The 25042-nt window shown below is 45.2% G+C and carries 23 protein-coding genes; 18 read left to right on the forward strand and 5 right to left on the reverse strand.

What is annotated here, in order from left to right:
* Positions 1 to 11 precede the first annotated feature (11 nt).
* On the reverse strand, positions 12 to 758 hold the full coding sequence (locus H8K55_RS17795; protein WP_186943408.1) for an Hpt domain-containing protein: 747 nt from the start codon (positions 756 to 758) through the stop codon (positions 12 to 14).
* A 380-nt stretch (positions 759 to 1138) separates the two neighbouring features.
* On the opposite strand from H8K55_RS17795, the gene H8K55_RS17800 reads away from it, so the two are divergent.
* The 10 genes from H8K55_RS17800 (at position 1139) to H8K55_RS17845 (ending at position 13308) form a co-directional block, all read left to right on the forward strand.
* The gene (locus tag H8K55_RS17800) at positions 1139 to 1516 is read left to right on the forward strand and encodes an Mth938-like domain-containing protein (RefSeq protein ID WP_186943409.1); all 378 of its coding nucleotides are present in this window, start codon (positions 1139 to 1141) and stop codon (positions 1514 to 1516) included.
* Positions 1513 to 3180, forward strand: coding sequence for a glycosyltransferase family 39 protein (locus H8K55_RS17805; RefSeq protein WP_186943410.1), 1668 nt, complete (start codon positions 1513 to 1515; stop codon positions 3178 to 3180). Before H8K55_RS17800 ends, H8K55_RS17805 begins: the two co-directional genes overlap by 4 nt.
* 56 nt (positions 3181 to 3236) lie before the next feature.
* Positions 3237 to 4364: a DegT/DnrJ/EryC1/StrS family aminotransferase gene (locus tag H8K55_RS17810; protein ID WP_186943411.1), complete on the forward strand. Its 1128-nt coding sequence runs from the start codon at positions 3237 to 3239 to the stop codon at positions 4362 to 4364.
* A gap of 19 nt (positions 4365 to 4383) precedes the next feature.
* Positions 4384 to 5340 (forward strand): glycosyltransferase, encoded by a 957-nt coding sequence (locus tag H8K55_RS17815; protein WP_186943412.1) that lies wholly within the window; start codon positions 4384 to 4386, stop codon positions 5338 to 5340.
* A gap of 25 nt (positions 5341 to 5365) precedes the next feature.
* Positions 5366 to 6277 carry a formyltransferase gene (locus H8K55_RS17820; RefSeq protein ID WP_186943435.1) on the forward strand — a complete coding sequence of 304 codons (912 nt, stop codon included), beginning with the start codon at positions 5366 to 5368 and terminating at the stop codon, positions 6275 to 6277.
* 115 nt (positions 6278 to 6392) lie between these two features.
* Positions 6393 to 7433 (forward strand): bifunctional UDP-4-keto-pentose/UDP-xylose synthase, encoded by a 1041-nt coding sequence (locus H8K55_RS17825; protein ID WP_186943413.1) that lies wholly within the window; start codon positions 6393 to 6395, stop codon positions 7431 to 7433.
* A gap of 85 nt (positions 7434 to 7518) precedes the next feature.
* Positions 7519 to 8463: a polysaccharide deacetylase family protein gene (locus H8K55_RS17830; RefSeq protein ID WP_186943414.1), complete on the forward strand. Its 945-nt coding sequence runs from the start codon at positions 7519 to 7521 to the stop codon at positions 8461 to 8463.
* Positions 8464 to 8504: 41 nt separating this feature from the next.
* Positions 8505 to 9005, forward strand: coding sequence for a peroxiredoxin (locus tag H8K55_RS17835; RefSeq protein WP_329605069.1), 501 nt, complete (start codon positions 8505 to 8507; stop codon positions 9003 to 9005).
* Positions 9006 to 9130: 125 nt separating this feature from the next.
* Positions 9131 to 10825, forward strand: a complete 1695-nt coding sequence (locus H8K55_RS17840; protein WP_186943415.1) for a PhoH family protein — start codon at positions 9131 to 9133, stop codon at positions 10823 to 10825.
* Between the two features lie 233 nt (positions 10826 to 11058).
* Positions 11059 to 13308 carry a bifunctional diguanylate cyclase/phosphodiesterase gene (locus H8K55_RS17845; protein WP_230408690.1) on the forward strand — a complete coding sequence of 750 codons (2250 nt, stop codon included), beginning with the start codon at positions 11059 to 11061 and terminating at the stop codon, positions 13306 to 13308.
* Between the two features lie 54 nt (positions 13309 to 13362).
* On the opposite strand, the gene H8K55_RS17850 is transcribed toward H8K55_RS17845, so the two are convergent.
* Positions 13363 to 13971, reverse strand: coding sequence for a TetR/AcrR family transcriptional regulator (locus H8K55_RS17850; protein ID WP_186943416.1), 609 nt, complete (start codon positions 13969 to 13971; stop codon positions 13363 to 13365).
* Positions 13972 to 14139: 168 nt separating this feature from the next.
* Here H8K55_RS17850 and H8K55_RS17855 point away from each other — a divergent pair, with 168 nt between their 5' ends.
* Genes H8K55_RS17855 through H8K55_RS17890 form a run of 8 tightly spaced genes read left to right on the forward strand, consistent with a single transcriptional unit; the run spans position 14140 to position 21243 of the window.
* Positions 14140 to 15426 carry an NAD(P)/FAD-dependent oxidoreductase gene (locus H8K55_RS17855; RefSeq protein WP_186943417.1) on the forward strand — a complete coding sequence of 429 codons (1287 nt, stop codon included), beginning with the start codon at positions 14140 to 14142 and terminating at the stop codon, positions 15424 to 15426.
* 11 nt (positions 15427 to 15437) lie between these two features.
* Positions 15438 to 16250 (forward strand): DUF1365 domain-containing protein, encoded by an 813-nt coding sequence (locus H8K55_RS17860; protein WP_230408691.1) that lies wholly within the window; start codon positions 15438 to 15440, stop codon positions 16248 to 16250.
* A 26-nt stretch (positions 16251 to 16276) separates the two neighbouring features.
* Positions 16277 to 17497: a class I SAM-dependent methyltransferase gene (locus H8K55_RS17865; RefSeq protein WP_408057985.1), complete on the forward strand. Its 1221-nt coding sequence runs from the start codon at positions 16277 to 16279 to the stop codon at positions 17495 to 17497.
* Positions 17497 to 18078, forward strand: a complete 582-nt coding sequence (locus tag H8K55_RS17870; RefSeq protein ID WP_186943420.1) for a chalcone isomerase family protein — start codon at positions 17497 to 17499, stop codon at positions 18076 to 18078. The genes H8K55_RS17865 and H8K55_RS17870 overlap by 1 nt, the downstream gene beginning before the upstream one ends.
* On the forward strand, positions 18075 to 19445 hold the full coding sequence (locus tag H8K55_RS17875; RefSeq protein ID WP_186943421.1) for an MFS transporter: 1371 nt from the start codon (positions 18075 to 18077) through the stop codon (positions 19443 to 19445). The genes H8K55_RS17870 and H8K55_RS17875 overlap by 4 nt, the downstream gene beginning before the upstream one ends.
* The gene (locus H8K55_RS17880) at positions 19442 to 19984 is read left to right on the forward strand and encodes a DUF3833 domain-containing protein (RefSeq protein ID WP_222612519.1); all 543 of its coding nucleotides are present in this window, start codon (positions 19442 to 19444) and stop codon (positions 19982 to 19984) included. The genes H8K55_RS17875 and H8K55_RS17880 overlap by 4 nt, the downstream gene beginning before the upstream one ends.
* Positions 19981 to 20772: an SDR family NAD(P)-dependent oxidoreductase gene (locus H8K55_RS17885; protein WP_186943422.1), complete on the forward strand. Its 792-nt coding sequence runs from the start codon at positions 19981 to 19983 to the stop codon at positions 20770 to 20772. The genes H8K55_RS17880 and H8K55_RS17885 overlap by 4 nt, the downstream gene beginning before the upstream one ends.
* A gap of 45 nt (positions 20773 to 20817) precedes the next feature.
* Positions 20818 to 21243 (forward strand): nuclear transport factor 2 family protein, encoded by a 426-nt coding sequence (locus H8K55_RS17890; protein ID WP_186943423.1) that lies wholly within the window; start codon positions 20818 to 20820, stop codon positions 21241 to 21243.
* A gap of 69 nt (positions 21244 to 21312) precedes the next feature.
* On the opposite strand, the gene H8K55_RS17895 is transcribed toward H8K55_RS17890, so the two are convergent.
* From H8K55_RS17895 to H8K55_RS17905, 3 genes are all read right to left on the reverse strand, one after another.
* Positions 21313 to 23199 (reverse strand): MFS transporter, encoded by a 1887-nt coding sequence (locus H8K55_RS17895; RefSeq protein WP_186943424.1) that lies wholly within the window; start codon positions 23197 to 23199, stop codon positions 21313 to 21315.
* Positions 23200 to 23325: 126 nt separating this feature from the next.
* Positions 23326 to 23754: a GNAT family N-acetyltransferase gene (locus H8K55_RS17900; protein ID WP_186943425.1), complete on the reverse strand. Its 429-nt coding sequence runs from the start codon at positions 23752 to 23754 to the stop codon at positions 23326 to 23328.
* A gap of 27 nt (positions 23755 to 23781) precedes the next feature.
* Positions 23782 to 24798 (reverse strand): NADP-dependent oxidoreductase, encoded by a 1017-nt coding sequence (locus H8K55_RS17905; protein ID WP_186943426.1) that lies wholly within the window; start codon positions 24796 to 24798, stop codon positions 23782 to 23784.
* Between the last annotated feature and the right edge of the window lie 244 nt (positions 24799 to 25042).

The following is a 25042-nucleotide window of genomic DNA, read 5'->3' on the forward strand; positions in this document are numbered from 1 at the left end:
TCGAATTTACGCTATGACTTGCCTGTTTTTGTAGTGTCGTTCAGTATTTCGCTAATGTTGCGATGTAGTTGCGCATCTTTAACAACGGTGAAATCAGGCTTAACGACACTTGGTATGTTGGCCTTGTTGGTAGTAAGTAAGATCGTTTTGGTCCGCTCCTTTTTGCCTTGAGCCAATCCAAGCGCAGCGATGATCGCTGCGCCATTGAGACGATGTACTTCCATGCTGCTAATCACAAAATCAAAAGACTCAGTCAATGCTCTGCCTAATGCAACGTAACCATCATTCACAATTTCTGCGCGAACATGCTGATCTTTCAAACATTCTCGCAACAAAACAATAAGCACATTGGAGCGTTCGACAATTAAGGCCGTACGCATTGATGGAAAAGCTTTATGACGTAGTTCTTGGAGCCGGCCTTCTATATCAATTTGACATTCATCATTGAAACTATAGTCATCCACGACATCGCGTAGTAAATCGATGTAGGCTAAAGCAATATCGGTAAAGGCTCTCGTCAGCTTATCTGGATGCTCCAAAATTTCACTTAAACTATCTTCGAGGGGGTGGCAAATATTGGTAATTTCGTAAATGCCATAAGTGCCGCCACTTCCTTTCAAACTGTGTACCAGACGAAACAATGAATTAAAATCTTCGGCTATAAAGCCAGATTTTTCCAACGCCATAACGGCGTGCTCAATATCATTTAAACGAGTCGGCAATTCGTTTAAATAGGTCGTTCTTAATTGCTGCAACATCTGTGCCGCGATATTCATGTTTTATCCCTTAACGCTGATGATCTTTGGATGATTTACAGATTCATCATAAACTGAATTTTTGAATGACATGTCAATGTTAGAATAATTAAGTGCTTCCACAATGTGTGCTTACAACATGAGTGAATTGCTAAACTTGGCTCATGTTATTTTAAAATGGTAAGTCGGCACGATAAGTTGGTATGCCATTATTCCCAATTTTTTCTAAGTAGACCACTTACGACTTATTCAGCAGGTCTCTTATCGACCAACATTGTGGTGAGCGCGGCACCTTTGAGCAATCTCATGAAAACCGTTACAATGCCGCAGCTTTTACAAGCGAGGCATAAGCCTGAACTACTACCCATCACTTGACGATCCTCATGAAGCTGCATTCCACTAATACACAACAATACCAGACCGTGACCGCATACGATGATCAGGGTGTCGAATTTAATTTAGTCCGTTTTGAACATAGCTTGCTTGTATTGCCAGAATCAGCGCCAGTCGTTTGGGATGTCGCCAATTTTGAAGCTTTGAGTCAAGAACATTTTGAACAGATCGCTAACACTAACCCTGACGTGGTGATATTAGGTACTGGAAAAAAACAGAAATTCATTCACCCTAAACTGATTGCCGTATTGAGTGCGCAACACAAAGGCGTCGAATGTATGGACAATCAAGCAGCCTGTCGCACTTATAATATTCTGATGACAGAGGGGCGCAAAGTCGCTCTTGCATTGATTCTGGAGAAAGCATGAATCCATCCTATTTGAAAACGCCCTATGATTCGCCTCGTACATTGTGGGTGGTATTAATCGGTTTTTTAGTGGTGTGGTTTTATATGCTGGGTGCTCGCACGCTTGTTCCAACCGATGAAGGCCGTTATGCCGAAATGGCGCGCGAAATGATGGCGACTGGCGATTGGATTACGCTGCGTCTGAATGGCATTAAATATTTCGAAAAACCACCGCTACAAAATTGGATGAATGCATTGACGTTTAGCCTGTTTGGGCTGGGCGATTGGCAAGCACGCTTATGGACGGGATTGTGTGGACTGATCGGCATTTGGGCGTCTGCTTATACCGCATTCAAAATCTATGGTCGTCGTGTCGCGATCAGTACTGCTTTGATTTTAGGATCAAGTTTTTATTGGGCAGCAATGGGACATATCAATACTTTGGATATGGGCTTGTCCGGCATGATGACCTTGGCTTTGTGCGGTTTGTTATTGGCACAACGCGACGGTGCTAGCGATAAAGAGCAAAGAAATGGCATGCTGCTTTGTTGGGCTGGCATGGCTCTAGCGACGATGTCCAAGGGCTTGATCGGTTTTGTATTGCCCGGCGCTGTGCTGGTGCTGTACACCATTTGGACGCGTGATGTTGGTTTATGGCTGCGCCTGCATATGGGTAAAGGCTTGTTGCTGTTTTTTGCGATTACAGTTCCATGGTTTATCTTGGTGTGGCAAGCGAATCCTGAACATCCACAGTTCTTTTTTATTCACGAGCATTTTCAGCGTTTCACTAGCACTGTGCATAAGCGCGGTGGTGCTTGGTATTACTTCTTTCCTTTGTTAATTATCGGTATTGTTCCATGGTTAGGGCTGTTGCTGCAGAGTTTGCTGACTTCGCTCCGCAAAGAACAAAGTCAATTTCAAGCGAAGAAAATGTTGGTGATCTGGGCGGTCTTTATTTTCTTCTTCTTTAGTATTTCCGGTTCAAAGTTACCCTCGTATATTTTGCCTGTTTTCCCTGCATTAGCGATTTTAATTGCCTGTGAATTAGAGAAAATTTCCGTTGTCAGCTTACGCGTCAATGCAGGCATGTTGACTTTGATTGGTGTCGTGTCCTTAATATTTACACCAAAAATCGCAGGTATCGCCAAGAGTGCTTACGAGTTGCCATTTTACGAGGCGATGATTCCATGGGCCTATGCGGCGGCTGCAATCGCTTTAATCGGCGGCTTAGTTGGGCTCGTGTTTGCAAAACGAAATAAAGATATTGCTGTTCTCGCGATAGCAATTGGTGGCTATCTCGGTGGTCAGGTTGTTTTCATCGGTCACGATCAATGGGGTAAATACAGTGCAGGTGTTTATCATTTGCCTGCAATCCAAGCAGAATTGAAGGCGGATACGCCTATTTTTGCAGTAGGACGTTATGAGCAATCACTGCCCTTCTATCTTCGTCGCACCACCATCTTGGTCGAGCATCCAGACGAAATGGAATTTGGTGTCGGCATACAGCCAGAATTATGGATACCGAAACGCGCTGACTTTATCCTTAAATGGCGAGCGATGCATGCCAAAGGCGAGAAAGCCGTCGCATTTTTAAATCCTACTGTCTATAAAGCAATGCAAGACGAAGCGGTACCGATGAAGCTGCTTGGTGAAGATCCTAAGCGGATTATTGTCGCCATCCCCTAAGGCGTTTTTGGACGACTTTATTACTGATTAAGAATTTGTTTTTACGAAAGACTACTATGAGCGCAAACCAGGCATTTCTCCCCTTCACCAAACCGACGATAGATGAAGAAACGATCAGTGCAGTCGCGGATGTATTGCGTTCAGGCTGGCTGACGAGTGGTCCGAATGTGAAGGCGCTCGAAGCGCAACTATCAACTTACTTTGGCGGTCGTCCGGTACGCACCTTTAATTCTGGCACTTGTACAATGGAGATTGCTTTGCGCATCGCTGGCATCGGTGCTGGTGATGAGGTGATCACCACACCAAATTCTTGGGTTGCAACTGCCAATGTCATTATCGAAGTTGGCGCTACGCCCGTGTTTGTGGACATCGATCCGAAAACGCACAATATCGATTTGAATAAAGTTGAAGCGGCAATTACGCCACGAACCAAAGGCATTATTCCAGTTCACATGTGTGGACTGCCTTGCGATATGGATCAGCTATATGCCATAGCTAAGAAGCACAATTTACGCGTCGTCGAAGATGCTGCGCAAGCCATAGGTTCGACTTGGAAAGGTCAACGAATAGGCGCTTTCGGTGATTTCGCTTCTTTCAGTTTTCAAGTGAATAAGAACGTGATGACTGCCGAAGGTGGTTGTCTAGTATTGAACAATGAAGAAGAAGCGAAACTGGCGGAGAAATATCGCCTGCAAGGTGTTTCGCGTACAGGACTCGATGGCATCGACGTCGACGTATTGGGCGGCAAATACAATATGACGGATATTTCCGCCGTGATTGGTTTAGGGCAAATGAAGCGTTTGGAGGAATTTAATGCCAAGCGTAAGGCGCTCGCGCATCATTATTTCACGAGCTTCGGTGCGGATTTTGAATCGTCTACTGGAGCAGAGTTGCCGGTTGCTGACTTTACGAATTCAAACTGGCACATGTTTCATATCGTCTTACCAGAACGCGTCAATCGCGCAGAATTTATGCAAAAGATGATGGATCTGGGCATAGGACTTGGTTATCACTACCGCGCCATTCACTTGTTTACTTTATATCGTGAACGTGGCTTTACCGATGGCATGTTCCCTATCTCAGAACGTATTGGCAAACAAATTGTGACCTTGCCACTATTCCCGGCAATGAACGAAAGTGATGTCGAACGGGTAGTGTCTGCGGTAAAATCCTGCCTACAATAATTTCTTGGCAGAAAAAACAATGCATCCTGAACTTTCCGTTGTCATTCCTGTATATAACGAAGAAGCTGGCCTCGCTAAGCTCTATGAGCGCCTATATCCAGCTTTAGATAAGTTGGCTGAACGCGGCATCACTTACGAAATCGTTTTTGTCAATGACGGTAGTCGTGACCGCTCGGCGGAGATTTTAGCTGATCAATATCGTTTGCGCCCCGACGTGACTCGCGTTGTGCTGTTTAATGGTAATTATGGGCAACACATGGCGATCTTGGCTGGTTTTCAAGCCACGCGCGGCGACATCGTGATTACCTTAGATGCAGATCTGCAAAATCCACCGGAAGAAATTGGTGCACTGGTCGATAAAATGCGCGAGGGCTACGACTACGTCGGCTCTATCCGTCGCAAACGCCAAGATGCTGCATGGCGCACGTATTTATCAAAGGCAATGAATCGTATTCGCGAAAAAATCACCCGCATCAAAATTACCGATCAGGGCAACATGTTGCGCGCCTACGGTCGTAATGTGATTAATCTGATTAATCAATGTACTGAAGTAAATACCTTTGTACCTGCCCTCGCCTACACTTTTGCGCGTAAGCCAACAGAAATCGTGGTGGAACATGAGGAGCGTACCGCGGGAGAATCTAAGTATTCGTTCTATAGCCTGATTCGTTTGAATTTTGACTTAATGACGGGCTTCTCCATCATGCCTCTACAATTGTTTTCTATGATGGGCATGGTTTTATCTGGCTTGTCGGGTGGCTTGGTCGTGTTGCTGTTGATCCGTCGCTTTTTCCTCGGCGCAGAAGCGGAAGGTTTGTTCACTTTGTTCGCGATTGCCTTCTTCATGATGGGCGTGATTTTATTTGGCATTGGCTTACTGGGTGAATACGTCGGACGTATTTACCAGCAAGTACAAGGTCGCCCGCGCTTTGTCGTACAAACGATCTTAGAAGAAAAATCCGGAGATCAGGTCTAAGATGAGCGAACTCTCCACTACGGCAATGCCGTCTGCCGTCGTATTTGCTTACCATAGCATCGGGGTACGCAGTATCAAAACCTTACTGGCGCGTGGTATTAATATCAAGCTGGTCGTCAGTCACGAAGATAGTGCAACGGAAACCATCTGGTTTGAATCAGTCGCTGCTTTATGCGAAGAACGTGGTATTCCGCGCATTACGCCGGACAATCCAAACACGCCCGAAGTGATCGCACAAATTGCGGCACTACAGCCAGATTTTATCTTCAGTTTTTACTACCGCAATATGTTGTCTAATGAGATTTTGGCACTAGCAAAACGCGGTGCCTATAATCTGCATGGATCCTTATTACCGAAGTACCGCGGTCGTGTGCCAGTCAATTGGGCGGTTCTGCACGGTGAAACAGAAACCGGCGCAACTTTACATGAAATGACGGTGAAGCCCGATGCTGGTGCCATTATTGGACAGATGGCAGTACCGATCTTGCCTGACGACACGGCATTTGAAGTGTTCGGTAAGTTGACTGTTGCGGCGGAACAAACTTTATGGAACGCCTTACCGGCGATGATTGCAGGGAATGCACCGCGTATTGCTAACGATTTAAGCAAGGGAAGCTACTTCGGTGGACGCAAACCTGAAGATGGTCGTATCGATTGGACTAAATCAGCACAAGACGTTTACAACTTACACAGAGCGGTGGCTCCACCCTATCCTGGTGCCTTTACTGACATCAACGGCAAACGCTTCGTTATAGAAAAGGCACGCCTAATTAATCATTCCACCACAAAAATACCAGCAAATTTGCCGCAAGGACTATCTGTAGTGGATAATGTCGTTTTTGGCGTCTGTGGTGATGGTAAGGCAATTGAGATATTGGCCTTGCAATACGAAGGTAAAACGCTGGACAAAGCGACATTGGCACTTCTGTTTTCCTGATCCTTAGCCTTGCTATAAAACGATGGTGCTTCGTCTATCTAGCGTAAGGCTAGCCGAATCCAATATCCGAATCTACTATACGAATCTAACTAATTAATTTCTCAGAGAAACTACTATGAAAAAAGTCCTCATCCTTGGCGTGAATGGTTTTATCGGTCATCACCTCTCCAAACGCATTCTCGAAACAACGGATTGGGAAGTGTATGGCATGGATATGCAAACAGAACGTTTGGGTGACTTACTCAATCATCCACGTATGCATTTCTTTGAAGGCGATATCACCATCAATAAAGAATGGGTTGAATACCATGTGAAGAAGTGTGATGTGATTTTGCCTTTGGTCGCGATCGCAACACCGTCAACTTATGTAAAACAACCTTTGCGCGTCTTTGAACTCGACTTTGAGGCAAACTTGCCTATCGTTCGCTCAGCAGCGAAATACGGCAAACATTTGGTGTTCCCATCTACGTCAGAAGTATATGGCATGTGCCACGACGAAGAATTCGATCCAGAAAATTCTGAATTGATTTGCGGCCCAATTAATAAACCACGTTGGATTTACTCTTGCGCCAAGCAATTGATGGATCGTGTGATCTGGGGTTATGGTATGGAAGGTTTGAACTTCACACTGTTCCGTCCATTTAACTGGATCGGCGCTGGTTTAGATTCTATCCACACACCAAAAGAAGGTTCTTCACGCGTCGTGACCCAATTCTTCGGTCATATCGTCCGTGGTGAAAATATTTCTCTGGTCGATGGTGGCGCGCAAAAACGTGCGTTCACTTATATCGATGACGGTATTGATGCCTTGGTTCGTATCATCGCGAATAAAGACGGCGTCGCTTCCGGTAAAATCTACAATATCGGCAACCCAAGCAACAATCACTCTATTCGTGAATTGGCGCACATGATGTTGGACTTGGCGGCTGAATATCCAGAATATGCAGAATCAGCCAAGAAAGTACAATTGACGGAAACAACCTCTTCCGCGTACTACGGCGGTGGCTACCAAGACGTACAAAATCGCGTACCAAAAATCACCAATACGTGCGAAGAGTTAGGCTGGGCACCGACCACAACGATGGCAGATTCTATGCGTCATATTTTTGATGCTTACCGTAGTCAGGTTGCACAAGCTCGTGCCTTGATGGACTAATCGCTCCATCTTCGTCAGGACTGACAAAATTCGTGAGTCCTGACAGTTTCTGTATTCGAATATTGTTTTAAGTAAAAAGTCACTGATGCCCACTATCGTATTAAAGATTGATGTGGACACCTACCGAGGCACCCGCGAGGGAGTGCCAAATCTGGTGCGCATCCTCAAGCAACATCAAGCCAACGCCACATTCTTGTTTTCCTTAGGTAAGGATCACACTGGATGGGCTTTGCGTCGAGCATTTCGTCCAGGTTTTTTCAAAAAAGTCTCGCGTACTTCGGTACTCGAACATTATGGTCCTAAAACTTTGATGTATGGCGTATTCTTGCCAGCCCCAGATATCGGTAAAGAGTGTGTAGAAGAAATGCGCGCGGCAAAGCGTGCTGGTTTTGAATGTGGTATCCACTGCTGGGATCATGTAGTCTGGCAAGATAATGTGCGCCGTCGCGGTGAGGCTTGGACACAAAAGCAAATGACTGCCGCCTACGAACGCTACAATGAAATCTTTGGCGCTCCGCCTAAGACCTATGGAGCGGCAGGCTGGCAAATGAATCCCCATGCGTTTGCGCAGCTGGATCAATTCGGCATGCATTACTCGTCCGATACGCGCGCGATGTTAAAGGCAGATGGTTCCTTGGTAAATCCAGCGGCAGGACCATATCGCTTGAGCCATGGTGATCAGATTTTTGACAGCGTGCAATTGCCGACCACCCTGCCCACTTTAGACGAATTGTTGGGTGTGGAAATTGATGGGACTGTCGTTACCGAGTCGAATATTGCATCGGTTATCTTAGGATTGACGGCTGAACCGAAAAACCATGTATTTACTATGCATGCAGAGCTTGAAGGGCAAAAACTTGCCCCCATATTAATTGAATTGCTCAATGGTTGGAGCGAACAAGGTTATCTGTGTATCTCAATGGGGCAATATTTTGCCAATATTCGAGAACAAGAACTCCCGGTTCATCCATTGACATGGGCTGAGCTCCCCGGACGCTCTGGAGAATTGCTTGTACTAGACGCCAAATAGGTGTCGGGACTTCTCCAAAAAAACATTTTCAGGAGAACTTTGTGTCAGAAAATCTCAATACCATCAACAATAAAGCCCCTAGTGCTTTGGGTTGTGAGGTTCCGCAATTTTCCGCAGCAATGACTAGTGGTGCTGAATTTCAGTTGTCGGCTTATTTAGGCAAGAAAGTCATTCTTTATTTTTACCCGAAAGATAATACGCCCGGCTGCACCACAGAAAGCATTGCTTTCCGCGATATCCATTCCCAGTTGCTGGCGAAGAATGCGGTGATTTTTGGAATCAGCCGCGATAGTTTGCGTTCGCATGAAGGTTTTAAAAGCAAATTGGAATTGCAGTTTGAACTCATCTCTGATCCAGATGAAACACTTTGTTTGATGTTTAATGTGATGAAAATGAAGAACATGTACGGTAAACAAGTACGTGGTATCGAACGCAGCACATTTATTATTGACGAGGCTGGCAAATTAGTGAAAGAATGGCGTGGAGTGAAGGTCGCCGACCATGCTCAAGCCGTATTAGATTTTGTGAGTAGCCAAACCTAATTGAAACCTTATCATTACCAATTTACCAATCGAAAGCCGTTTCAGAAGACGATATTGTCTTCTTAAGCGGCTTTTATTTTTTGTTATTTTCCTTTTGTCATATTAATTTTTTCTAAGAGGTTCTAATGCCCCTGCCAAAAATGCCGACCAAACCAGCGGCCCTGCTTGCTCCGAAAGATTACCCTAAAGCAGATAAAGGAAAATTGAATAAGCCCGTAGTCGCAGAAGTAAAAGCTTCAAATTCGCAAAAGGCTCACATCCAAGCAACACCGAAAGCCCCACCAGTCAAAGCTAAACCTCTACCCGTTGTTAAAGCGGTAGCACCTAAGTCAAGTGTGAAGGAGAATATCGCAACGCATAAGCCGAAAGATAATCCAGCGAAATCGCCAGTCAGCAAAGCTGCAGACAAAAAAGGAATTACGAAACTATTTGTGTTGGATACCAACGTGTTGATGCATGATCCGACATCATTGTTCCGATTTGAAGAGCACGATGTCTATCTTCCGATGATCACTTTGGAAGAACTGGATGACCACAAAAAAGGGATGTCAGAAGTTGCGCGTAACGCACGTCAAATTTCTCGCTCACTTGACGCATTGGTCGGTGAAATTGGCAATGAAGATATTGAAAAAGGCGTCGCTCTCTCTAAGTTGGGTAACAAAGACGCCAAAGGCCGCTTGTTTTTCCAAACCAAATTACAGGGTGGTACCTTACCTCAAGGCTTACCGCAAGGTAAGGCGGACAATCAAATTCTCGGCGTTGTACGAGCCTTAGAAGCAGAGTTTCCCGGACGCCCTATCGTCTTGGTGTCAAAAGACATAAATATGCGTATCAAAGCGCGGGCATTGGGTTTGCCAGCGGAAGATTACTTCAATGATCACGTCTTAGAAGACTCTGACCTTTTATATAGCGGCATCGTGCAATTGCCTGGCGATTTTTGGAGTAAGCACGGCAAAGGTATAGAAACCTGGCAAGAGAACAAAAATGGTCTAAGTACGACCTTTTATCGGATTACGGGTCCATTAATTCCTTCGTTACTCGTTAATCAGTTTGTCTATCTAGAACCCAATAATGGTGAAGCCTCATTCTACGGTCAGGTACGCCAAATCAATGGTAAGACTGCAGTATTGCAAACCTTACGTGACTATGGACATTCGAAACACAGTGTATGGGGTGTAACGTCGCGCAATCGTGAGCAGAACTTTGCCTTGAACTTGTTAATGGATCCTGAATGTGATTTCGTGACACTTTTGGGTCAAGCTGGTACAGGTAAGACTTTGTTAGCACTGGCTGCAGGTTTGGCTCAAGTACTTGAAACCAAAACCTACAATGAAATCATCGTTACTCGCGTAACGGTTCCTGTGGGGGAAGACATAGGCTTCTTACCAGGTACTGAAGAGGAGAAAATGTCGCCGTGGATGGGTGCGTTTGATGATAATTTGGAAGTTCTCAATAAGTCTGATAGCGATGCAGGTGATTGGGGACGCGCGGCTACGCAAGACTTGATTCGTTCCAAGATTAAAATCAAATCCTTGAACTTTATGCGTGGTCGTACTTTTGTAAACAAATTCCTGATCATCGATGAAGCGCAGAATCTGACCCCTAAACAGGTAAAAACTTTGGTAACGCGTGCTGGTCCAGGCACTAAGATTATTTGTTTGGGGAATATAGCTCAGATCGATACACCGTATCTGACCGAAGGTTCTAGCGGCTTAACTTATGTAGTCGATAGATTCAAAGGTTGGGCGCATAGTGGTCATGTAACTCTTGCAAGAGGTGAACGTTCTCGTCTTGCAGATCATGCTAGTGAAATTCTTTAAATTTCAACAAATAATTGGCATTAAACAACAGAAAAGCGCGAATCGAATCAGATTCGCGCTTTTTTTTCGTTCAAAGAGTTTGTTTGTGGAAATATTCTTTACAATTGTCCGGCTAAAAGAAAGATATTTTGCATATATCACATATTGATGAGGTACTAATCACTAGTGCCTATTCGTTCCACTATTCCTAAGTGCATATATCGGCATGTTGCATTCCATTACATTTAATTCGCATGAATAACACCAGTCCAGACGACACCTTGCTCTTTATTGAGGATGATATCGAACTCATTCAGGCTGAGCCTGTTGGTGATCAAAATTCATGGAATATTTTGATTATTGATGATGATCCTGATGTGCATTCCGCCACGATGTTTGCACTGCAGGGTCTTAAAATTCAGCATCGTAATTTGCATTTTTTGCACGCCTACACCACTGCTGAAGCGCGTCAGATTTTGATTCACCAAGAAAATATTGCTGTCATATTGCTTGATGTGGTGATGGAAAAAGATGATACCGGTTTGCAGCTGGTTGCCTATATTCGCGAGACTTTAGGATTATCGGATGTTCGGATCATCTTACGTACCGGGCAAGCCGGCTACGCGCCGGAAATGGATGCTATCCGTGATTTTGATATCAATGACTATAAAAGTAAAACTGAGCTCACACAGGCGAAATTATTTACTGCAGTCACCTCCGCCGTTAGATCTTACGACCAAATCAAAATCATTTCATCGAGCAAAGTCGGCTTAGAAATCATCATAGGCGCGAGCGGCTTGTTAATGACCACCAGCAATTTAAACGACTTCGCCAAATTGCTGCTGGATTATGTATTTGAGCTCTTAGGCACTGTGAGTAATGCATTCGTATGTACATCCAATTTTACGGCCATCCCCAATTCTGCAAATATTGATTTTGCTCCTGGTTTGAGAGTCATTGCGAGTACAGATCAATATGTGGATTGGTTGGAGAAACCATTTGTTTTAGTGGCCGATAAGCTCGAGCAACAACTGGTGCAGAAGGCACAATTTGAACAGCGTCATGTGTTCGACGAAGAACAAACCGTTTTGTATTTGAGTAATTTAGCGGGTGCAACGCTGGCTATCTACTTAGATTGCGGCTTAGTCAATGAACCAAATAAAATGCGTGTCTTGAAGTTATTTTGTAGTAATGCATCCGTGTGTTTGGATAACGTGATGCTTAACTCTAAGATGCACAATTTGGCTTTTTATGACCCCCTTACGGGATTGGCCAATCGTCTGCAGTTACTTCAAAATTTGCATCAAACTATCCATTCGCAACAGCGTAGTGAGAGCGTGCTAGCGCTCATCGACATTGATCATTTTGCTGAGACCAATGACGCGCTTGGACATCAATTTGGTGATTTTTTATTGCGTGCTGTGGGAATTCGGTTGAGCAATCATTTTGGAGATAACTGTAAGATTGCTCGAATCGGGAACGATATTTTTGCATTGTTAGGACATGAAATAATCATCACTCCCGATTTGGTATTGAATCTATTTAACCGCCCTTTTATTGTTGAGCAACAACAAGTACAGCTCTCTGCAACGCTTGGCTTAGTCAGGTTTATCGACTATGAATTAAGTAGTGCAGACGCGCTTAAGGATGCCAACATTGCTCTTAAACGTGCGAAAGAATTAAATCGTTCTAGCTACAGCTACTTCACTCGTGAGATGGGTGTAGAGATTCGTGAACGTGTACGTATGATGCATGCACTGCGATCTGCATTTGAAGAAAAACGATTATTCATCGTCTACCAACCGCAAATCGACATGCGAACAGCCAAGCCCTTCGGTACCGAGGCGCTCGTGCGTTGGAAGACTGAAGATGGCGAATTAATTCCACCAGATAAATTTATCCCGATTGCGGAATATTCCGGCTTGATTATTAATATCGGCGAATGGGTATTGCGAAGCGCATGCTTTGAACTTGTGTTGATTCATGAATTAGGTTTGCGAGATTTTCGTATGTCTGTAAACGTCTCCCAAGCCCAATTTAGTCACCCACATTTCTTGCAAAGTGTTGCGAATGCATTGGCTGATTCTGGTGTTTCGCCACATTGCTTAGAGTTGGAAATTACCGAGTCAATGGCAATGACGGATCCGGATTTTTTGGTTTCCAGTTTAGAGAAATTGAAGTCCATGGGAGTGCGGATTTCTATTGACGATTTTGGCACAGGGTTTTCGTCATTGAGTCATCTGCAAAAGCTCAATGTCGACAAACTCAAAATTGATCGTGCATTTGTGAATGAAATCGCAGCAGACACGAACGATGGAAGTATCGCAAAGATGATCGTCAAGCTCAGTCAAAGTTTGTGTTTGGAAGTAATTGCTGAGGGAGTTGAAAATCAAGAACAAGCGAATAGTCTGATGGCATTCGGCTGCAATCAAGCACAGGGCTATTTGTATTCCAAACCGTTAAATAAATTGGACTTGTATTCTTGGTTGCAAAAGCATTTGTGATAAGGCGTAATTTCATCCTTTATCGCACCATGAGCCCATCCGAGCATCAGTTCATCAATCCTCCAGCCCTTGGAAACACACGCGCAGCATATTTTCTACAATTGAATCGGTATCCATTTTGCTAAAGCGTTGCAGATACTCTACCGCCGGATCACAACTGCGCGCGTAATAGCTAAACAAAATTACATCGGAACTGAGTTTGCTACTTAAGTCGCCATTCTTCTGCGCGGCGATCACTAATTTCTCTAATTGAGAATTCAATTTTATTACTCGCCCCACATACTTAAGGTTACGCATCAGCATTTCACGTACGGCATTGCTAGTTGACGGTAGAAATGGCAGTCCACCATCCAATCGTACTCGCAAAGCCCATTCCAACAAGGCAGATAACTTGTCCTTTGCGCTGAAGGTTTCCGGGAATGCGGCCAATTGTTCGCTAGCCCCATCCAGCAAACGTATCATCGCTGCGCCGACCAATTCTTCTTTTGATTTGAAGTGTTTATACAAACTTGGCTTAGAAATGCCAATCAGATTTGCCACATCATCCATTGTCATTAAGTCAAAACCTTTGGTGGCAAGGATGCTTGTGGTGGCGTCTAAAATCGCATCTTCGCGCAATCGAAATGCTTGATCTTTAAATTTTAGTTTACTAAATATACTCATAAGTATTAATATCTACTAATCAGTAGCGTTTTTATCGGATTAGTATTAATCTTAGCACTGAAGTAGTTGGCTCACAATATTTTCAGCAATATTGCGGGTAGTTAAGCGGATATTTCTATTCCAAGGTATTCCATTGTTTTACTCAGTGACTAAGAAAATAGGACAGGCATGACTCAAAGATCTCAAAAAATAGCAATTATCGGCGCAGGCATCTCTGGCTTGGCGAGTGCGTATTTCTTGCAGAAACACCATGAAGTAAGCCTATTTGAGGCAAATACCTATTTGGGTGGGCACACCAATACCGTCGACATACAGATAGATCAAAAGACGTTGAGTGTGGATACTGGCTTTCTCGTGTTCAACGAAAAAACCTATCCTAATTTAATCGCCCTGTTCGCTGAACTCGGTGTGGATAGCTATGCCACTGATATGTCATTCGGTGTCTCGCTCAATGATGGACAATTAGAATGGGCGGGAACCAATTTAGATACAGTTTTTGCACAACGCAAAAATATCTTATCACCAGGATTCCTGCGCATGCTGTCAGAGATATTGCGATTCAATCGAGATGCGGAATCGAATCTACGTGCGTGTTCTCAGTCTGGAATAAGCTTGGGGCAATTATTATCAACACAAAAATATAATGCGCGATTTGCCAATCATTACCTGATCCCGATGGCGGCAGCGATCTGGTCAAGTTCACCCAAAGATATTTTAGATTTTCCTGCCAGCACGTTTTTACGATTCTGTCTCAACCACGCACTGTTGCAAGTTAATGACAGGCCACAATGGCGCACTGTAAAAAATGGCGCACGCAGCTATGTGCAAAAAATCGCAGCTACACTCAAGGACATAAGGCTAAACAACCCGGTAAGCGCTGTCGTTCGCACTGAGGCCGGTGTTCAAATTGAGAGCCCACGCGGCATTGAACAATTTGATGCGGTGATTTTCGCGACGCACGCGCCAGACACTTTGCGCCTATTAAAGGATCCTAGCGAAGAAGAAACTGCGCTGCTATCAAAAGTCCGCTACCAAGCCAATACCGCGTATTTGCACACCGATGTCAGCCTACTGCCGCGTAATAAGAAAGTTTGGAGTGCATGGAATTACCTGGGAACAGACAGCAATACTCAAAATGACGCGCAAGCTGTTTGTGTCAGTTACCTACTCAATCAATTACAAAGATTAGACACTGAAACACCAGTGATCGTCACGCTAAACCCATGGCAAGCACCCGCTGCAGACAAGCTACTAGCAAGCTTCAATTACGATCATCCTGTATTCGATCAAGCTGCAATTGAAAGTCAAAGAAATCTCTCTCAGTTGCAAGGCAAACGCGCAACATGGTTCGCTGGCGCGTGGTCAGGATATGGCTTTCATGAGGATGGTTTGAAATCAGCTTTGCGTGTCGTCAATGACTTTCAACTTTGTCCAAATTGGGCAAGCCTAGATTAGGGATGAGACAAATGCAATCGAGCATCTTGCAGGCGTTTGTAATGCATCACCGGCTACGTCCACGCCAGCATAAATTTGTGTATCCGGTTTTTATGCTGCGTCTGGATATCGCGGAATTGTGTGCACCTTCGTCACCATTAGCGAGTGCTATGTTAGGGATCAACCGCTGGCGTCCCTTGTCGATTTATTTCAAAGACTACGGCCCGCGTGATGGAACAAATTTGGAAACGTGGATACGTAACATATTGCGGTCACAACGCCTCGATACTGTCGCGATAGCTGACATTGAGCGTATCGAGTTGCTCAGCTTTCCTCGTGTCTTTGGCTATGCATTCAATCCTATCAGTCTTTGGTATTGCTACGACAGCCACTCCGCTTTAAAAGTCGTTGTCGCAGAGGTAAATAACACTTTCGGTGAGCACCATTTTTATTTGTTGACGCCCGACGATGATGAGGTGATCGGGGCAAACACTACGCTGACCTGTGAAAAGAAAATGCACGTCTCACCATTCTGTGAAGTCAAAGGACTTTATCAATTTAAATTCACAGAAACCGGTAAGAAAACGACCGCCCATATCGACTACCACGACGACGATGGCTTGCTATTAAAAACGGCGATTGCAGGCAAGCGCCATGAATTAAGTAACTCTGCCTTACTGAAGTTTTTGTGCCAGCAACCTTTTCTGACATTTGGGGTATTTGCGCGCATTCATTGGCAGGCACTTTTGCTCTGGTTTAAACGTGTGCCCTTCTATCGTCAAAGTCATTTCACCACGAAACAAATCAGCACGAGCATTCCCATTAAACAGGAGCAGATAAAGTGAGTTCTACCCCTAACACATCGAACACAATGAGCGCTGACAGTCATACAAACACCGCAGACGCTGCAAGCCCTATGCCCACATCAGCTAGTTTGTTTATCCGAATGTTGTCCAAGATTAAGCACGGCAATCTTCATCTTGTAACTCCTTCAGGAGAGGTGCTGAAATTTGGTGATCAGCAATTAGCGCAATCGGTTATTTTGCAGATTCACGACTGGCAAGCGTGTCGTAAGATTTTGCAAGGGGGTGATATTGGATTTGCTGAAAGCTTCGAAACGGGTTGGATTAGCACCAGCGATTTAACTGCACTGTTACGCCTGGCAATCCAAAACGATAGCGCCTTAGATAAAGCAATTTTTGGCGGCAAATTGATGGGGCTCTGGTACAAATTAAAGCACCTGTTGCGTCCGAATACACGTAAAGGAAGTCGCAAGAATATTCATGCCCATTATGACATTGGTAATGCGTTTTATCAGTTGTGGTTAGATCCGAGTTGGACTTATTCCAGTGCGATTTTTTATGGTGACTATCAAATCAGTTTACAAGAAGCACAGTATAGAAAATATCAACGCATTATTGATGTGCTTGGATTGAAAAGCGGTGATCGCGTTTTGGAAATTGGTTGTGGCTGGGGTGGCTTCGCCGAACACGCATCCACACTTGGGATCCACGTCCATGGAGTGACGATCTCGCCTTCTCAATTAGAAATCGCGCACCAAAGAATTACACAAGCTAAGCGCGAAGATTTGGTACAACTAGAACTCTGCGATTACCGAGATCTAAAGGGAACTTATGACGCGATCGTGTCGATAGAAATGTTTGAAGCAGTGGGCGAAGAATTTTGGCCTATCTATTTTGAAACAGTCAATCAACGCTTGAAGATGGGCGGCAAAGCGCTGATACAGACGATTACCATTGATGATGCCCGATTTGAACGCTATCGCAGCGGAACTGACTTTATTCAACAATACATCTTCCCTGGCGGCATGTTGCCCAGCCCGCCACGATTTGTCCAACTGGCCCAAAAGCATGGCTTGATGACGCGCGATGAATATGCGTTCGGAAAAGACTATGCAGAGACTTTGCGCCGCTGGAATCATGATTTTGAAAACAATCTCGATGGCATTCAAGGTATGGGTTTTGGCACCGCATTTCAAAGAATCTGGCAATTATATTTCGCATACTGCGAGGCAGGATTCGATGAAGGACGGACTGACGTGTATCAATTCTTGCTTCAGAAAGATTCATAATGCGTATTAGCCTGAACCAATTGCGTCGACTATGTTCATTTAGCTTGGCGTTTACGATCCTGTTAAGCAGCAGTGTCTATGCAGAGACGTGGCGCCAGCATTTGCCGCAAGCGAAGATGCTGGGTGGCGGTGAATTTCGCTGGTGGGGATTTTCTATTTATACAGCGAAACTTTGGCAGCAAACTCCCAACAAAGACGGCGGTTTAGATCCTGGCGCCACCTTTGCTTTAGAAATCACTTACAGCAAATCCATCAGCCGTGAGCGCTTTGTTGATTCCAGTATCGATGAAATTAAACGCTTGCATGAAAATAAATATAGCGCCGAGAAATTGCTCACCTGGCGTCAATATATGGAGAAGGCCTTCATTGATGTGAAGTCAGGCGATCAACTGATCGGCGTATTTTTGCCGGGCGTGGGCTGTCGCTTTTATAGCCAACAGAAACTCTTAGCAGAAATTCCTGATGAAGCATTCGCCAATGCCTTTTTCTCGATTTGGTTAGACCCACGCACTAAGGACACAAATTTACGTCAGCAATTGCTCGGCCCGAACAAATCGACAGCCATCGGCGCACCGACGTGAAAGCCGCACCCTTAATTTTTTATGGATTACTGGGGCTGCCGCTCGCGATGGCCGCATTGCCGGTGTACGTGCAAATTCCCAATTATTACACCGCGCAATTAGGATTGCCACTTGCCAGCACGGGGCTAGTGCTTTTCTTTGCGCGTTTGTTTGATACCGTACAAGACCCGTTTATTGGACAACTGATTGATCGATTTGGATGCAGCAATCGGCTTTGGCTAATCGTGTCGGCATTCTTACTCTGCCTTGCATTTACAGGCCTCTGGTTGCCACCAGATTCAGTTCGAGATAGTCCCAGCACTTTATTGATTTGGCTGGGAGTGATGCTTAGTCTCGCGTACACCGCACATAGCATGCTGAATATTGCCTACCTATCATGGGGATCAAGCTTTGACACCCAAAGTGCGCAACAAGATACGGTCTATCATCAATTGCTAGGTGCATCGGCGTGGCGCGAAGCTTTTGGATTAGTGGGAGTGATTCTCGCCAGTATTGTGCCGAGCTGGATTATTTTGCACGATTCAAATTCGCAGCACTCGTCTTTGAACCAGTCACTGAGCTTGTCACTGAACTTATCACATCAGCTGACGCAATACGCCGCATTGTTCACGTTCTTAGTTGTTGTCGGGATTGCCGCGCTTTTATTGGGAGCGACAAAACCCTTCAAGCGCACACAACATCAACAAGCTACGCATTACAAATCAATAGCGCTGCGGGCCCTGCTAGCAAACAAGGCTTTTGTGCAATTGTTGGCGGTCTACTTCTTCAATTCCTTGTCAGTTGCTATTCCTGCGAGTCTGATTCTGTTTTTTATCAACGATAGGATTCAGGCTCCAGAAAAAACCGCACTTTTTTTGGCATCCTATTTTGTTGCGGGAGCTTGTGGCTTACCACTTTGGATGAAACTTGCAAAACATGTCGGCGCACAACGTGCATGGCAACTGGGCATGGTGATTGCTGTCTTGAGTTTTGTTGGTGCCAGTTTGCTAGGCGCTGGCGATACGAATGCCTTTTGGGTGCTCTGTATCGCATCTGGTTTTGCCTTGGGCGCTGATCTTGCGTTGCCTCCTGTTTTGTTAACGCAGGTGGTGGAAGACAAACAGAGCATAGGCGCCTATTTTGGACTGTGGTCACTCATTGGCAAATTCACGCTAGCCCTTGCGGGCTTAAGTCTCAGTTTATTAGCTTTACTTGGTTATCAGCCTGATTACGCAAATCAAGCAAGCCAAACAATTCACAGTATTCAACACAGCATTCAATCCACCGGTTTACTGGCATTAAGTTTCACGTATGCGGCACTTCCCTGCGCTTTCAAATTGATCGCACTCTTCCTACTCAGAAATTTTTCCAAGAGGTTTCCATCATGATCAAAAAAATATTTTTGGCAATTAATTTGGCGTTCTGTACCGTGCTGCTAAGTTCATGTGCAGTGACCGACGTTACGTATTACAAGGACGTAAAGCCGGTCCTCGATTTAGAGAAATTTTTTCTCGGTACGATCGATGCATGGGGCATGTTTCAACAACGCAGTGGCGCAGTCATTAAACGCTTTCATGTCGTGATTGAAACCAAAAAGATAGGTGATGAATTAGTTCTTGATGAGCGCTTTCAATATGATGATGGCAGCAAACAACAACGCATCTGGCATTTGAGAAAGAATGCAGACGGTCGTTGGTCAGGTAAGGCTGATGATGTCAAAGGCGAGGCCATCGGTGAAGCGGCTGGAAACGCTTTCAAATGGCAATATAGCCTGTTGCTACCAGTCGACGGTGACACCTATGAGATGCAGATGGATGATTGGATGTATTTGATCGATGAAAACACCATGGTCAATCGTGCCAAGATGCGTAAATTCGGGTTTGAAGTTGGCGAGGTAACTTTGTTCTTCCGCCGGAGAACGACATGAATCTCCCCTTCCTCCCACCACTCAATCGCCCAATACGTGATTGGCAAGGTAAAACTATCTGGATCATAGGCGCATCCAGTGGTATAGGAGCTGCTTTGGCACAAGCATTATTGCGACAAGGTGCGCACGTCATCTTATCGGCGCGTCGATTGGAGCAATTACAGTTAGTCGCAGCAAATCATGAACAGGCGGATGTCCTTCCTTTCGACGTCACCGATCAAGCCGCTTGGCAAGGTGCCAGTCAACAATTGCAAGCACGTCATCCTAGTATTGATCTCGTCATTTTTTGCGCAGCAAAATATCAACCAGAGCGTAGCTGGGATGTGGATGCCAACGATGCAGCAGCGACTTTAAAAATCAATTTAGAAAGTGTCTATCATGGCTTGCAGACCGTCTTGCCTCACATGCTCAAACGAGGCAGTGGTGGACTCGCGATATTGGCGAGCGTCGCTGGCTATGTTGGCTTGCCGAATGCCAGCGTGTACGGGCCGAGCAAGGCAGCACTGATCAATTTGAGTGAATTACTTTACAGCGATTTGCATCAAAAAAATATCAATGTCTATTTGGTCAATCCCGGTTTTGTGCGAACCGAACTCACCGATAAAAATAACTTTGATATGCCTGCGTTACAAACGCCAGAGCAAGCTGCCGACGCTATTTTGCAAGGCATAGCGCGTGGTGATTTTGAAATACACTTTCCCAAACGATTTACTTTAGGGTTAAAGTTACTGCAAATGCTCCCTTACCGGTGTCGCTTCGCTTTGATACGTCGCTTTGTCGTCGCATAATCGATTCTTTCATACAGCCAGAATCGTCATTAGGATTCACTGAAGATGCCCACACAACAAGTTCAACACATCATGGATTGGTATGCCACGCTCAATCCCGTTTCGCTCAACAACATTGCACATTTTTATGCAGATGAGGCGAGATTCAAAGATCCGTTCAACGACGTTAAAGGAGTCGCTGCAATCCGCACAATTTTCGAACATATGTTCGCAACGACACAAGAACCACGTTTCATATTTGATGAAGTGATAGAGCAAGATCAAAAAGCTTTCCTCACCTGGGAATTTCATTTCGGTTTGCGCAGCAAGAACTATATTGTGAAAGGTGGTTCTATGTTGACTTTCAACGATAGAGGATTAATCACCGATCACCGCGACTATTGGGATGCTGCTGAGGAGTTGTGGGAGAAATTGCCGGTTATTGGTGGCTTGGTTGCATGGTTGCGGCGGCGGTTTAAGGTGCCAGTTTAAATTACATGATTGATACAAAAATGCCCTGAATAATTCAATCAGGGCATTTACGTACACTTACTCTCGTTGTTACTTCCAATCCCCACGCAACTCCTTCACCTGTTGCTGCAAACCTTCCGGTGAAATCTCGTCAGGATTTTGAGGCTCACCAACAATCAATTCTAAACGTGAAAACGGACCACGGCGGAATGAACGATGGAATGGATTTCCTTTATCGCGAGATAGCAAACTACCCCAGAGCCCACGTAATGCCATAGGAATCACAGGTACTGGGCTGCGTTCAACTATCTTCATCACCCCGCCTTTGAACTCATTAATTTCTCCATCGCGAGTTAATTTCCCTTCTGGAAAAATGCACACTAAGTCACCTTCGTGCAGAGCCTGTGCAATGTCGACAAAAGATTTTTCCATTAACCAAGGATTCTCTTTCGCTGATGCAATCGGAATCGCTTTCGCGGTACGGAATACCCAAGATAAGAAGGGAATTTTGAAAATCCCGTGATCCATCACAAAACGAATTGGGCGCGGGCTATATGCCATGATGACTATCGCATCCATATAGCTGACGTGATTACAGACCAACACCGCAGCGCCCTCTTCGGGGATTTTGTTCACATTAATACCTTTGACGCGATGTACCGTGTGTATCAAAATCCACGCAACGAAGCGCATCAAGAATTCTGGTACTACACTGAAAATATAGATCGCTACCAGCGCATTCAAAATCGCAGTTGCCATAAAAATTTGTGGAATCGTGAACCCTTGCTTCAACATCAGCATTGCTGCCAAAGCCGCGACGACCATGAACAAGGCATTCATGATATTCATACCTGCAATCGTGCGCGACAGGTGCTTAGGATCACAGCGGGTTTGGATTAAGGCAAACAAAGGCACGATATACAGGCCACCAAAAATACCGATCATGAAAATATCGAGCAAGATTTTGTAGCTACCGATCTGATCGATAAATGTCATTGCAGTGACGGCCGCTGTGTTGGTGTACATCAAACTCGACAAATATAAATCAAAGCCAAAAATCGATAAGCCAATAGCACCGAAAGGCACTAAGCCAATTTCAACTTTGTGACCTGACAGTCGTTCACACAATAGGGACCCGGCACCGATACCAAAAGAAAAGATCGTCAGTAACAAGACGAAAACGCTGTGGTCGCCATGCAGATAATCTTTTGCGTAGAGTGGAAATTGCGCAAGCAAGATCGCACCATAAAACCAGAACCACGAGTTCGCCAATAGTGACAAAAAGACAGGCCGATTTTTTTTGCTAAAACTAATGTTACGGACAGTTTCAGTGGCGGGATTCCAATTGATTTCCAAATCAGGAACAGGTGCGGGCGAAACCGGTATTCTCAAACTAAATAACCATCCAATCACCGCGATCAAAATCGTCCCACCTGCCACCAACTCAACACCCCAGGGCTTATGTACGACTAACATCGCACCTAAAATTTCCCCCAATAAAATCCCAACGAAAGTTCCCATTTCAATCACGCCATTACCACCAACCAGTTCATCGGCATGTAAATGTTGCGGTAAGTACGCATATTTAACAGGGCCAAATAAGGTGGAATGAATCCCCATGCCAGCGACAGCAGCAACCAACACCCAGATGTTGTGTGTCATCCAGCCGAATGCTGCGATCATCATGATGGTGATCTCTAGCAACTTGACGTAACGCGCCATGCGGCCTTTTTCATATTTGTCGGCAAGTTGTCCGGACGTTGCAGAAAACAAAACGAAGGGCAAAATGAATAAACCTGGAATCAGATTATTCAACAAGCTAACATCCATCGTGGTCCAGGTTAAGGCGTCGTAAGTCAAAACAGTGAGTAAGGCAGTTTTGAAAACATTGTCGTTAAATGCCCCAAAAAACTGTGTCCAGAAAAACGGCGCAAAGCGGTGCTCTTTTAGTAGGGTGAACTGGCTATGTTGGCTCATGTCAGAATAGGCTCGCGAGAGCGACCATTAACAAAAAAACCAATTCTAAAGTAATTAGCTTTGGAATTGGCTTATTTTTTGCACTGGGGATATTCAGCAACACAATGAATATTCCCAGTGAGATATTTACAGGGTTTTATTCATATGCACGTGTTCAATGCCCGCTTCGATAAACAGACCGCCTTCGCGATTAAAACCTTCGCGCTGATAAAACGGTGCCGCGGAAATTTGCGCGTTGAGTTGCACAGACTGCATGCCGCGAATTTTTGCTTGCGCCATCAGTTGGCGCAGAATTTCTGCACCGACACCACAATTACGCGCAGTGCTCAAGACCGCCATACGCCCTATGTGTCCATCCGGTAGCAGGCGACCTGTGCCTATTGCTTTGCCTTGCGCGTCGTAGGCAACTGCGTGCAGACATTGTGCATCCATCACATCCCATTCGAGTGCGGCCGGGATTTTCTGCTCTTCGACAAATACGGCAGTACGCACCGCTTGCGCATCGACCTGCAATTCTGACCATTCGCCGAGTTTCACTTGTAGTGTTGTGTCCATGTTTCTCTTTCTACTGTCGTTCAATTTTTATTCAGGGATCAGTCGCACCAATTGTTTACCCAAATTTTTACCTTTCAACAAACCGATAAATGCCTCAGGCGCTGTAGCTAAATTAGGTGCGATACTTTCTCTAAATTTCAATTTACCTTGTGCAACCAAGCTGCCCAATTCTTTCAATCCTTGCGGCCAAAAATCTAGATGTTCGGAAATAATAAAGCCGCGCAAAGTCACACGCATGCTGAGTAGCATACGCGCATTTTGAATCGCCATGTCGCCACCATCGTAACCGGAGATCATTCCACACAAAGCGATACGCCCAAATGGATTGACGCGTAACAAACAAGCGTCAAAACTGGCACCACCGACGTTTTCAAAAATCGCATCAATCCCATTCGGCGTGGCGGCGGCAAGTTGCTCGGCTAGGTTGCCTGCTTGGTTGGCAGCTTTATAGTCGACGCAGGCATCAAAGCCTAATTCATTCACCACGTAAGCACACTTCTCTGCGCCACCTGCGATGCCAACAGCGCGGCAGCCACGCAATTTCGCCAATTGCCCAACCACACTACCAACCGCACCGCTTGCAGCCGAAACGACGACTGTCTCGCCCTCTTTCGCTTGCATGATTTGGGTAAAACCATACCACGCTGTCATGCCTGGCATACCAACTGCACCGAGGTAAGCCGATAAAGGGATATGCGTGGTGTCCAGTTTGCGTAACAAAGTGCCATCCGACACGCCGATTTCCGCCCATCCCATCATGCCGATGACCTTGTCACCAATCTGAAATTGTGGATTCTTGCTAGCGATAATTTCACCTACCGTGCCACCGATCATGGTTTCATTCAAAGCTTGTGGTGCCGCGTAGTTTTTTGCATCGTCCATGCGCACGCGCATGTAGGGATCGAGTGAGAGAAAATGGTTGCGGATTAAAACTTGGCCGTCCATGATTGTTGGGACTGGTACCGTCTCCAGACGAAAGTTATTTGCTGTTACTTCGCCACTTGGGCGTGAGGCTAAAACGATACGTTGAAATTGATTGGACATGTTAATTTTCTCCTGTTTTTTCTCCCATCGCCATTTTTGGGAAGGAAATTATTATCTGTAGAGCGGGTGCAACCGACGCCGCACTCAGGGCAGTCTCGACTACATCGCGTTCTGGCGGCGCGGGTTGCACCCGCCCTTGTATTATGAATGAAGAGTCGGTATTTTCACGGACTCGATGTTTTAACAGTTTTTGATAGGCATATCAGAAACGAGCAACTGGATGCCGTACCCGCCCTTAGGTTCA

Origin of the sequence: Affinundibacterium flavidum, from assembly GCF_014284175.1 — a bacterium.
Lineage (GTDB): Bacteria > Pseudomonadota > Gammaproteobacteria > Burkholderiales > Burkholderiaceae_D > Undibacterium > Undibacterium flavidum.